This is a genomic window from Bradyrhizobium sp. SHOUNA76, assembly GCF_023006445.1.
GTDB lineage: Bacteria > Pseudomonadota > Alphaproteobacteria > Rhizobiales > Xanthobacteraceae > Bradyrhizobium.
This window is the reverse complement of sequence record NZ_JALBHA010000178.1, coordinates 1-11,143: the sequence shown is the minus strand read 5'-3', so window position 1 is coordinate 11,143 and position 11,143 is coordinate 1. Positions and strand designations below refer to the sequence as shown.

Here is an 11,143-nt window from a genome sequence, read left to right as displayed (position 1 = left end):
AGCATCGCCAGCGCGCCATCGCGCGCAGCTGAGGCGCGTTCGGCCGCTTCCGCCAGCGCGGCATCGCGCACGCCGTAGAACATCTGGATGGCGGGCACGATGACGGTCGCCAGTTCATCGGCGCCGAGTACATATTTGCCGTCACTGCGCGCCGCGGGCATCTCCTTGTCGATGATCGGCGCTGCTTTTCCGAAATACGCTTCCACGGCGGCCTTGAACGCCGCGACGAGGCGGGGCGGATTGCCGAGCTGATCGATGCCGGCCTCGATGCGCTCGCGGTCGGCTTCAACACGACCCTGCATGCGATCCATCAGCAAAGCTTCGGCGGCGGTCAATGGCCGGCGTGCGGACAGCGGGAATGACAGCGTGGCTGCACGGCTGCCGGCCGCAACCCGCAGATCCTGCGCCGTCCGTGCCAGGCGCAGCAACGACGCAAGCGAGGAATCCGCGCTGATGACCTTGGCTTCAAGCCGGTTCATGGTCGGCTCGATGGTGGCAAGCACCTCGGCAACGCCGGGCAGGAAGCCTTTGATCACAGAACCGTCGCGCGCCGCCAGAGGAACGCCCATCGTACGATCTGCCGCGGTGTAGACCTCCTTCAGCCGCCGTGCGGCGCGGTCGATGTTTTCGACCATCGTGCCGCCGTCATCCAGCACCATGATGGTGCGCCTTGCAGCCTCGAAGGAGGCATCGGCGGCTTTCGCGGCCTTTGCAGCGGTTTCGAGCTGGGCCTGCGTCGCAACGCCTTCCTGGAACATCGGTCCGACGTAGGGGGCGCGAAGGCCGGCGACGTGCTGGCTGACCGTCAGCATCGCACCAAAGGCATCGACGGTCTTGATCGCGTCGGAGCGGTTCGTGAAGATGCGTGCCTGGGGTATCAGGACCTCCGCGCCCAGGATGACTGCAAAAACCGTCACCGTCAGCATGGACAGCGCGAAAAGCTTCCCGATCCGCATCTTGCGTTTCCCCAAATACACTTCTGCAATGGCGAAAACCTAACCGCCGCCCACTAAGAGCCCGTTAAACATGGTGTCCCGTAGTTCCACGGACGCACGCGCGAGCTTGTCGGGCAGCTCATCAGACCGCGCCCAGTTCCCGCGGGCGCCAAATGCGGCAAAATTGACGGCATTTCCTCGCCGAATACCTATATCAAGGCAGGTGCCGCCCATCCGGCCACACTCCCTTACCTCGGAACGTCAATGCTCTCGGTCGAACTTGCCATCGTCGTCGTCCTGATCGTCATCAACGGCCTCTTGTCCATGTCCGAGCTCGCCGTGGTCTCGTCCCGTCCGGCCCGGCTGTCGCTGCTCGCAGCCAAGGGCGTTCGCGGCGCCGAGCGGGCGCTGATTCTGGCAGCAGATCCCGGCAAATTCCTCTCGACGGTGCAGATCGGCATCACGCTGGTCGGGGTGCTCTCCGGCGCATTCTCGGGCGCCACGCTCGGACAACGGCTGACGCAGTGGCTGCTCGAGTTCGGGCTGTCCCCCGGCATTGCCGACATCGTCGGCGTCGGCCTTGTGGTCACGCTCATCACCTACGCCACCCTGATCGTCGGCGAGCTGGTGCCGAAACAGGTGGCGTTGCGCGATCCCGAGAGCATCGCGGTGAGGGTTGCGCCGGCCATGCACGTGCTTGCGAAGGTCTCGCTGCCGCTGGTCTTCCTGCTCGATCTCTCCGGCAAGCTGATCCTCACTTTGCTCGGCCGTGGCGGCAAGTCCGAGGAGAAGGTCTCGGAGGACGAGATCCATCACCTCGTCAACGAGGCCGAGAGCGCAGGCGTGCTCGAGCCCGGCGAAAAGGAGATGATCGCCGGTGTGATGCGGCTCGGCGACCGGCCGGTGGGCGCGGTCATGACGCCGCGCACGGAGGTCGACGAGATCGACCTCAACGACGATTTGGCCGTCATCCAGGAGATCATCGCCAAGAGCCCGCACTCGCGCTTTCCCGTCTCCGACGGCGACCGCGACAAGCCGATCGGCGTGGTCCAGGCCAAGGACCTGCTGGTCGCCTATATGAACGAACGCTCACCGGACCTGCGCGCGCTCGTGCGCGAGGCGCCCGGCATCCCGGCGTCGGCAGACGCGCGCGACGTGCTGACCATCCTGAAAACTGCTCCGGTTCACATCGGTTTCGTCTACGACGAATACGGTGGCTTCGAAGGCATGGTGACGGCCGCCGACATCCTCGAGTCGATCGTCGGCGCCTTCCATTCGGAAGCGGGACCGCCGGAGCCGGCCTATGTCAGGCGCGCAGACGATTCGCTGCTGATCTCCGGCTGGATGCCGGTCGACGAATTCGGCGAGTTGCTCGGCGTCGAACTACCGCCGCACCGCTACAACACGGTGGCGGGCCTGGTTCTGCAACAGTTCAGCGCGCTGCCTGACACGGGCGATGCCTTCGACTTCGGCGGCTGGCATATCGAGGTGATCGATCTCGATGGTCGGCGCATCGACAAGATCCTGGCGAGCCGGTTGAACGAGGTCGAGACGGGGTAAATTGGACGGCGGGGCGAAATCCAATCTAAGCTGTCGTCCCGGACAAGCGTCAGGCCGCAACCCGCACCCTCAACCGAACTTCACCCCGATCCGCTTCTCCTTGCGCCAGACCACTGTGCAGAGCAGGTGCTTGCCGTCGGCCGGGACGAACAGGGTGAAATGCTCGGGGATGCCAACCGGGCTGGTGACGTCGAGCGCCGCGCCGGCGTCGGACAGGTTGCGAACGGTGCAGTCGATCGCGCCGCCGCCGAACTCGATCGTTCCGGCCTTCAGCACGCGATGCCTCGCCTTGTCGCGCCGTTCGTCCATGGGCACAATCTACACCCAAAGTTGAATCAAGCATTAAACGCAGCCCCGCTCGCGGTGAATTTACGCGCCGGGGCCAGCCACCCTGCCGGCCGGGGCGACGCTCACAGCGCCGGCTGGAACGTGTCGGCCTGCGCCATCCGCCAGGCGTCGCGAAAGCGCGGGTCTTCGGTACCTTCAAGCAGCTCGCCCGGACGCAGCGCCGGATAGAGCTGCGCGAAGGACTGCACCTGGGTCGTCGAGGTCCGTTGGCTGAAATGGATCGGGCGCAGCTGCTGCGGATGTTCGAGGCCGGCGGCGGCAATCAGCTCGGTCAGCGAATGCAGCGTCGCGTGGTGATAATTGTGCACGCGGTCGATCTTGAGCGGAACGTAGAGCGCTCGCGCACGCGTCGGGTCCTGGGTCGCGACGCCGGTCGGGCAACGATCGGTGTGGCAGCTCAGCGACTGGATGCAGCCGAGCGAGAACATGAAGCCGCGCGCCGAGTTGCAATAGTCGGCGCCGATCGCCATCGCCCGCGCCATGTCGAAGGCGGTGGCGATCTTGCCGGAGGCACCGATCTTGATCCGGTCGCGCGCATTGATGCCGATCAGCGCGTTGTGGACGAAACTGACGCCCTCGCGCATCGGCATGCCCAGATGGTCCATGAACTCCAGCGGCGCCGCGCCGGTGCCGCCCTCATTGCCGTCGACGACGATGAAGTCAGGATAGATGCCGGTCTGAAGCATCGCCTTGCAGATCGCCAGGAATTCCCAGGGATGGCCGATGCACAGCTTGAAGCCGGTCGGCTTGCCGCCGGAGAGGCGGCGCATCTCGGCGATGAACTGCATCATGCCAACAGGCGTGGAGAAGACGCGGTGCGAGGCCGGCGAGATGCAGTCCTCGCCCATCGCGACGCCGCGGATCTTGGAGATCTCCTCCGAGACTTTCGCGGCCGGCAACACGCCGCCATGGCCGGGCTTGGCACCCTGGCTGACCTTGAGCTCGACCATCTTGATCTGGTCGTCGCCGGCAACGCGCGCGAACGCTTCGGGATCGAAGGTGCCGTCGAGATGACGGCAGCCGAAATAGCCGGAGCCGATCTCCCAGATGATGTCACCGCCCATCTCGCGATGATAGGGGCTGACGCCGCCCTCGCCGGTGTCGTGCGCGAAGCCGCCCTTCTTTGCGCCGGCATTGAGTGCCCGCACGGCATTGGGGCTGAGCGCGCCAAAGCTCATCGCCGAGATGTTGAACACCGAGGCCGAATAAGGCTTCTTGCAGTCGGGGCCGCCGATGCCGATGCGGAACTTCTCCGCCGCATGCGTCTTCGGCGAAACCGAGTGATGCATCCACTCATAGCCCTCGCGGTAGACGTCTTCCTGGGTGCCGAACGGACGCTTGTCGAGCTCCATCTTGGCGCGCTGATAAACCACCGCGCGGGTGTCGCGCGAGAACGGCATGCCGTCCTTCTCGCTCTCGAAGAAATATTGCCGCATCTCGGGGCGGATCTCTTCGAGCAGGAAGCGGATATGCGCCGAAATCGGATAGTTGCGCAGCACCGCGTGGCTCTTCTGCAGGAGATCGCGGACGCCGAGCAGCGTCAGCGCGCCGAAAATCAGGATCGGCACCAGCAGGATGTCGAAGATCTTGCGGTCGGCGATGCCGATGCCGATCAACAGCGCGGTGACGACCGCGCAGATCGTCAGCACGATGAAGCGGGGCGAGAATGGCAGCAGCAGGGTTTCCATGATCCCCTCTTCCGCCAGCGGCAGGCGTTTGGGGGATGGGTGTTGGGAGGATTCCTGCGTCTTGTTGTCGTCGGCCACGATCCGATCCTCTCGCCAGCATGAGGCGGTACGATACGCCCTCGCCTGTCATACGGATATGACGCGGCCCTTGTTTCAGGCTAGCGAATTCGGCCGAGACAAATCAATCAGCCCGATGGGCGGGGTGCGGTGCAGCAAGGGGGTTGGGGGAGGAAGAAAGGGCGTGCCACCGGCCCCTGGAGGGGCTGCGCAAGGGCCCCAATGCAGTCCACAAGCTCAGCTGTCGTCCCGGGCAAGCGTCAGCGCAGACCCGGGACCCATAACCAAAGGAAGTTATTTGACGAAGCCTCGTGGTGACCAGCTCGCACCATAACCCTCGCTGGGGTTGTGGGTCCCGGATCTGCGCTCCGCTTCGCTGCGCTTGTCCGGGACGACGAGTTGCGTGTGGCGCGCGATCACGCCACTTCTTCAACCGAGCTTACCGCTCGACGAAGGCCTTCTCGATCACGAAATGGCCGGGCTTGTTGCCGCTTCCCTCGATGAAGTCGCGGCCTTCGAACATCACCTTCAGCTCTTCCAGCATCCCCGGGCTGCCGCACATCATGACCCGATCGGTCGCGATGTCGAGCGGACCCTGGCCGATCTCGTTGAAGATCTGCTCGGAGCTGATGAGGTCGGTGATGCGGCCGCGATTCCTAAACGGCTCGCGGGTCACCGTCGGGTAGTAAATCAGCTTGTCCGCGAGAAGCTCGCCGAACAGCTCGTCCTCACGCAAGGACGCGACGAGCTTCTCGCCATAGGCGAGCTCGGAAACCTGGCGGCAGCCGTGCACCAGCACGATGGATTCGAACTGGTCGTAGACTTCGGGGTCCTTGATCAGGCTCGCGAAAGGCGCAAGGCCCGTCCCGGTCGAGAGCAGCATCAGCCGCTTGCCGGGAAGCAGATTGTCGGTGATCAGCGTGCCGGTCGCCTTGCGGCCGACCAGGATGGTGTCGCCTTCCTTGATCTTCTGCAGGCGCGAGGTCAGCGGGCCGTCCTGCACCTTGATCGAGAAGAACTCGAGCTCTTCCTCGTGGTTGGCGCTCGCCATGCTGTAGGCGCGCAGCAGCGGACGGCCGTCGATCTCGAGGCCGATCATGGCGAACTGGCCGTTCTGGAAGCGGAAGCCGGTATCGCGCGTGGCGCGGAAGCTGAACAGCGTGTCGGTCCAGTGCTGAACGGAAAGAACCTTCTCTCGGTAAAACGCGCTCATGATTTTCGATATTCCGAATAATTGCGGTTTTAGGGCAAAAGCGTTGCCCGGCCCAGAAATCGGGGCGGACACCATTGCCATGGCGGAGGATTTCGCGTGTGTGATCTACGCCATTGAGACCAATAATCAACCTCGTTTCGGATGCAATTGACGCTGATCAAACCGGCATTTGCGGCGGAATTGGCCGCATCATTAATGAATCTGCTGCCTGCCATGCCGGGAGGGCAATTTCTTTTCCCTCCAAGGCTCGATTGCAGCACTTAATTTCCGTCGCGCTCGCGAGAATTTCATTAAGAATAGCTCTGATTTTCCGCGCGGTTGGCGCTATTGCCCGTGTTTTTGCGGCTTTCGGCGACAGGAACAGCAGAGATGGCAAGCGGCGAGCGAATCTTCGTTCAGGCGATCAGGCGCTATTGCGCGGACCACGGCATCGTCGTCGATGTCCGCGCCGGCGGTTGGCTGATCGCGATGCGCCGGGGCGAGGCGCGCCATTTCGCCTTCGGCTACGACATCGGCCTCAACAGCGCCATCGCGCACCGCCTCGCCAACGACAAATCGGCCACGGCCGAAGCGCTGACGCTTGAGGGCGTGCCGTGCGTTCCCCATCACCTCTTCCTCAACCCGAAGCTCGGCAAGAATGTTGTTGGCCCCAGCTGGCGCGATGCAATGCTCGAGCTGCTCCACGACCATCCGCTAGGCGTGGTGGTAAAGCCGAACGAGGGGACATCGGGGCGCTCGGTGTTCAAGGTGACGACGGAGGCGGAACTCGACCACGCGGCCGGCGACGTCTTCTCGATGAGCGCCGGCCTCGTGATCTCGCCCTATCTGGCAATCGAGGACGAGGTCCGTGTCGTGCAGCTCGGTGATGTGCCCCTTGTCGTCTACAGCAAGCGGCGCGGCAGAGATTGGCGACACAATCTCGATGCCGGCGCAAAGCCGGTGCTGCTGGAGGATGGCGCGGCTCGCGCGGTCTGCGTGAAGCTCGCGATCGATGCCGCGCGCGCCATCGGCATCATCTTTGCGTCAATCGATTTGGTGCGCGTCGATGGCACCTGGCGCGTGCTGGAGATCAATTCCGGCGTGATGATGGAGGCGCTGGGCAAGCTGCATCCGGAGCTGGTGCAAGCAACATATGACGCTGCGCTGGATCGGGTGTTTGGTGAAGTGCGCCGCGAGCATTGACCTATTGCCGTCATCCTGAAGTGGTCGCTTCTTCAGCGGCCCTCGAACGACGACGGCCCGTCTGACAGCTCGGCCGTTCATCCTTCGAGGCTTGCTCGGCCGTGCACTTGCACCGCCGAGCGCGCACCTCAGGATGACGGGGACAGAGGCAATCGCCTCTAATTATTCGCGCTGGCGGAATCGTCCATCGCCTTGAAGGCTTCCTCCAGCTGCGGCGAGATCGGCACGTTCAGACGTTCGCCGGTCGGAAGCCTCGCGGTGAACCATTTGTTGTAGAGCGGGACGAGGTCGCGGTTGGAGCCGAGCTTGCGGAAGGCGCGCTCGACCAATGCGGACAATTGCGGCTCGCCTTTCCTGAACATGATGCCGTAGGGATCGTAGGACAAATAATCGCCGGTGACGCGGAACTTGTCCTGCGCCTTGTGGCGCGCGATCAGGCCGGAGAGCAGGATGTCGTCGGTCGCGAACGCATCGGCCTTACCCTCGGCGAGCATCTGGTACGATTGCTCGTGATCGCTCGCGGTGACGATGTTGAGGCCGAGCGAGAACTTCTTGTCGGCCGCATGCATCGCCTGCTCGTTGGTGGTGCCCTTGGTCACCACCACGGTCTTGCCCTTGAGATCGGTGACCGCAGCGACGTTCGACGCCTTCGGCACCATCAGCTTGGTGCCGGCGACGAACATCAAGGGCGAGAAGGCGACGCGTTTGCCGCGCTCGGCATTGGCCGTGGTCGAGCCGCATTCCAGGTCGATCTTGTTCTGGAGCACGGCGTCAATGCGGTCGTCCGAGGTGACCCTGACATAGTCGATTCTGAGATTGGGATCGTCGACCTCGACGCCGATCTCCTCGACGATCGCCTCGCAGAGCTCGAGGCTGTAGCCGATCGGGCGGCCCGACTGGTCGAGGAAGGAGAATGGCGGCGAACTCTCGCGGTAGCCGAGCCGCACGGTGTGCGCCGCCTTGACGGCCGACAGCGTCGGGCTCAGCCCTTCGCCGCCAGTCTGGGCGAGCGCCGAGCTCGCGAACAACGACGTCGCCGACAAAGAGGTCGCGAACAACGACGCCGCCAGCCACAGCCGGCTTGAGGTCAGCGACCTCGCCAATATCTGGCCCATGGTTCACTCCTACCCATGGCCGGCCATCGCGGGCACTTCGCCCGGCACCATGTCATCAGGCACGACGTCACTGGGTCCGAGCGCATGCTCGGGCCCGAGCTCGCCTTCCCATTTGGCCACGACCGAGGTCGCAAGGGTGTTGCCGATCACATTGGTGGCGCTGCGGCCCATGTCGAGGAAGGTGTCGATGCCCATGATCATCAAGAGGCCCGCCTCGGGGATGTTGAACTGCGCCAAGGTCGAGGCGATCACGACGAGGGAAGCGCGCGGCACGCCGGCGACGCCCTTGGAGGTGATCATTAGCGTTGCCAGCATCGCGAGCTGGGTGCCGAGCGGCATGTCGATGTGATAGCTCTGCGCGATGAAGACGGCCGCAAAGGTGCAGTACATCATCGTGCCGTCGAGGTTGAAGGAATAGCCGAGCGGCAGCACGAAGCTCGAGATGCGCGACGAGGCGCCGAAGCGGTTGAGCGCCTCCAGCGTCTTCGGATAGGCCGCCTCCGAGCTCGCGGTCGAGAACGCGATCATCAGCGGTTCGCGGACCAGCTTCAAGAGATGGCTGTAGCGTGGCCCGATCACGATGAAGCCGACGATGACCAGGATCGTCCACAGGATCGCCAGCGAGAGATAGAAGCCGCCCATGAAGACGACGAGCTTCCAGAGCACCAGCAGGCCGTTCTTGGCGACCGTCGCGGTGATGGCGGCCCACACCGCGAGCGGCGCGAACAGCATTACATAGCTCGTCACCTTCAGCATGATGTGGCCGACGTCGTCGATCATCGCGAGGATCGGCTTCGAGCGTTCGGGCATGGAGCCCATCGCCACCGAGAAGAACACCGCGAAGATCACGATCTGGAGGATCTCGTTTTGCGCCATCGCATCCGCGATTGAGGTCGGGATCAAATGGGTCAGGAATTTCTCGATCGAGAAGGCCGAGACCGGCAGGCCGGTCGATTGGCCCGCCTGCGGCAGCGTGCCCGGGAAGTTCGCGCCGGGCTGCAGCAGGTTCACCATCACGAGGCCGAGCAGCAGCGAGACGAAGGAGGCGCTGATGAACCAGCCCATGGTCTTGGCGAAGATGCGGCCGAGCTTGGAGCCCGATCCCATATGGGCGATGCCACCGACCAGGGTCGCGAACACCAGCGGCGCGATGATCATCTTGATCAGGCGCAGGAACATCATGGCGATCAGGTTGATGGAGGAGGCCCAGTCGGCGCGCGTGTCGGGGAGGAAGTTGTAGATCGCCGATCCCATGACGATGCCGAGCACCATCGCGGCCAGAATGTATTGCGTGAACCTGTTCGACATCGTTGACCCCCAAGTACACCGGCGCTTCATGATGTCGCAGATATCACAACGACGCAACACGCTTCGCGTGTGATCGCGTTTTCAGGATGTTCCCGTTGTGAAAAGGAACGCCGCGATCTAGCCTTCATGCAGCGCACAACGCATGCCGCCTGCACGTTTTGCTTGCGGCGGCTGCATCAATAATCGTCAAGACAATCAAAGAGGGAAACGCCATGAGCGGCAACATCAATCGCCAAATTCTGCTGGTGGAAAAGCCCAGCGGCAAACTCGGCCCCGAGCATTTCAAGATGGTGGAGAGCGCAACCCCGGAGGCAAAAGACGGCGAGGCCCTGCTGCGTGTGCGATACATCTCGCTCGACGCCGCCAACCGCGCCTGGATGCATGGCGCGACCTACCGCTCCGCGGTCGAGGCCAACAGCGTGATGGCCGGCGGCGCCATTGCCGAGGTCGTCAGCTCGAAGGCCGACGGGCTTGCGGCGGGCGACATCGTGTTCGGCGACACCGGCTGGCAAGAATATGCGGCGGTGCCGGCCAAGCATCTCACCAAGATGCCGAAGCTCGAGCCGATGACGCATCTGCTCAGTGTGTTCGGCATCGCCGGCCTCACCGCCTATTTCGGCCTGCTGGAGATCGGCAAGCCCAGAGAGGGCGAGACGGTCGTGGTCTCCGCGGCCGCGGGCTCGGTCGGCTCGATCGTCGGACAGATCGCCAAGATCAAAGGATGCCGCGTGATCGGCATCGCCGGCGGCGCGGACAAGTGCAACTGGCTCACCTCCGAGCTCGGCTTCGACGCCGCCGTAGACTACAAGGACGGCGCGGTCTTCAAGGCGCTCCGTGCCGCTGCCCCTGTGGGGATCGACGTCTATTTCGACAATGTCGGCGGCGACATCCTCGAAGCCTGCCTCCCGCAGATGAACAATTACGGCCGCATCGCCTGCTGCGGCGCAATCTCGCAATATGACGGCGCGCCCTCGGCGCACGGACCGCGCGGCGTGCCGGGACTGATCGTGGTGAAGCGGCTCGTCATGCAGGGCTTCATCGTGATGGATTACATGAAGGAGAGCCCGCGCGCGCTCGCCGACCTCCAGGCCTGGGTCAAATCCGGCAAGCTGAAGGTGCAGGAAGACATCATCGACGGATTGCAGAACACGCCGAAGGCGCTGATCGGATTGCTCGCGGGCGAGAACCGCGGCAAGCGCATGGTCAAGCTCTGACGACGTAGTTACGTCGCAATTGCGTCGGCAATATCTACTTGCGGTAGAAGCGGAAGCGGCCAATGATATCGCTCGCGAGGCATCACTTCGCGACGACTGCGATTGCGCGACTTTGATTGATTGTCAAAAGATTTCGACAGGGCAGGAATTCATCCTATGTTCAACACGTTGAAACAAGTCTCAGCCCGCACGGCGTTGCTGGCGGCGGCACTGTTCGCAACTGCAGCACCCGCATTCGCACAAGCGCCGACCGAGGCGCAGAAGGGCGCCATCCGGTCCGCATGCCGGTCGGACTTCATGGCGCACTGCGCGAGCGTCACGCCCGGCGGCGTGGAAGCGTATCAATGCCTGAAGAAGAACATGTCGAGCCTGTCATCGGGATGCCAGACCGCGGTTCGCGCCGTCGAGCCCGCTGCGGCTCCGAAGACGGAAGCCGCTCCCGCCACGCCAAAGACTGAAGCTGCGCCCAAGGCGGAAACCGCGCCGGCCGCGCCGAAGGCTGATGCCGCCCCCGCGGCAAAGC

The 11,143-nt window shown here is 63.6% G+C and carries 9 protein-coding genes and 1 pseudogene; 4 read left to right on the top strand and 6 right to left on the bottom strand.

Annotated features, from left to right (window positions below; translation table 11 throughout):
- Window positions 1-956: pseudogene (locus MOV74_RS19285) on the bottom strand (methyl-accepting chemotaxis protein); the annotation flags it as partial.
- A gap of 243 nt (window positions 957-1,199) precedes the next feature.
- Here MOV74_RS19285 and MOV74_RS19280 point away from each other — a divergent pair.
- The gene (locus MOV74_RS19280) at window positions 1,200-2,495 is read left to right on the top strand and encodes a hemolysin family protein (protein ID WP_246925666.1); all 1,296 of its coding nucleotides are present in this window, start codon (window positions 1,200-1,202) and stop codon (window positions 2,493-2,495) included.
- Window positions 2,496-2,564: 69 nt separating this feature from the next.
- Here the strand turns inward: MOV74_RS19280 and MOV74_RS19275 are convergent, their stop codons facing one another.
- The 3 genes from MOV74_RS19275 to MOV74_RS19265 all read right to left on the bottom strand — a co-directional run bounded on the left by MOV74_RS19275 (window position 2,565) and on the right by MOV74_RS19265 (window position 5,801).
- Window positions 2,565-2,804 carry a PilZ domain-containing protein gene (locus MOV74_RS19275; RefSeq protein WP_246925664.1) on the bottom strand — a complete coding sequence of 80 codons (240 nt, stop codon included), beginning with the start codon at window positions 2,802-2,804 and terminating at the stop codon, window positions 2,565-2,567.
- Window positions 2,805-2,905: 101 nt separating this feature from the next.
- On the bottom strand, window positions 2,906-4,609 hold the full coding sequence (locus tag MOV74_RS19270) for an FMN-binding glutamate synthase family protein (protein ID WP_246925662.1): 1,704 nt from the start codon (window positions 4,607-4,609) through the stop codon (window positions 2,906-2,908).
- A gap of 418 nt (window positions 4,610-5,027) precedes the next feature.
- Window positions 5,028-5,801, bottom strand: a complete 774-nt coding sequence (locus MOV74_RS19265) for a ferredoxin--NADP reductase (RefSeq protein ID WP_246925660.1) — start codon at window positions 5,799-5,801, stop codon at window positions 5,028-5,030.
- A gap of 369 nt (window positions 5,802-6,170) precedes the next feature.
- Here MOV74_RS19265 and MOV74_RS19260 point away from each other — a divergent pair, with 369 nt between their 5' ends.
- Complete coding sequence (locus MOV74_RS19260; RefSeq protein ID WP_246925659.1) at window positions 6,171-6,983, top strand: RimK family alpha-L-glutamate ligase; 813 nt, start codon at window positions 6,171-6,173, stop codon at window positions 6,981-6,983.
- A 158-nt stretch (window positions 6,984-7,141) separates the two neighbouring features.
- Here the strand turns inward: MOV74_RS19260 and MOV74_RS19255 are convergent, their stop codons facing one another.
- Entirely contained in the window at window positions 7,142-8,098 is a 957-nt protein-coding gene (locus MOV74_RS19255) for an amino acid ABC transporter substrate-binding protein (RefSeq protein WP_246925658.1), read from the bottom strand.
- A gap of 9 nt (window positions 8,099-8,107) precedes the next feature.
- Window positions 8,108-9,406 (bottom strand): dicarboxylate/amino acid:cation symporter, encoded by a 1,299-nt coding sequence (locus tag MOV74_RS19250; RefSeq protein WP_246925656.1) that lies wholly within the window; start codon window positions 9,404-9,406, stop codon window positions 8,108-8,110.
- Between the two features lie 212 nt (window positions 9,407-9,618).
- Between MOV74_RS19250 and MOV74_RS19245 the strand changes: the two genes are divergently transcribed.
- Window positions 9,619-10,620 carry an NADP-dependent oxidoreductase gene (locus MOV74_RS19245; protein ID WP_246925655.1) on the top strand — a complete coding sequence of 334 codons (1,002 nt, stop codon included), beginning with the start codon at window positions 9,619-9,621 and terminating at the stop codon, window positions 10,618-10,620.
- Between the two features lie 156 nt (window positions 10,621-10,776).
- On the top strand, window positions 10,777-11,143 hold a 367-nt coding region (locus MOV74_RS19240; RefSeq protein ID WP_246925654.1), incomplete at its 3' end, for a cysteine rich repeat-containing protein.

Excerpts from the sequence above, each read along its gene's own strand:
- MOV74_RS19280 (WP_246925666.1), top strand. The coding sequence starts at position 1,200 with ATGCTCTCGGTCGAACTTGCCATCGTCGTCGTCCTGATCGTCATCAAC.
- MOV74_RS19275 (WP_246925664.1), bottom strand. The coding sequence starts at position 2,804 with ATGGACGAACGGCGCGACAAGGCGAGGCATCGCGTGCTGAAGGCCGGA.
- MOV74_RS19265 (WP_246925660.1), bottom strand. The coding sequence starts at position 5,801 with ATGAGCGCGTTTTACCGAGAGAAGGTTCTTTCCGTTCAGCACTGGACC.
- MOV74_RS19260 (WP_246925659.1), top strand. The coding sequence starts at position 6,171 with ATGGCAAGCGGCGAGCGAATCTTCGTTCAGGCGATCAGGCGCTATTGC.
- MOV74_RS19255 (WP_246925658.1), bottom strand. The coding sequence starts at position 8,098 with ATGGGCCAGATATTGGCGAGGTCGCTGACCTCAAGCCGGCTGTGGCTG.
- MOV74_RS19250 (WP_246925656.1), bottom strand. The coding sequence starts at position 9,406 with ATGTCGAACAGGTTCACGCAATACATTCTGGCCGCGATGGTGCTCGGC.
- MOV74_RS19245 (WP_246925655.1), top strand. The coding sequence starts at position 9,619 with ATGAGCGGCAACATCAATCGCCAAATTCTGCTGGTGGAAAAGCCCAGC.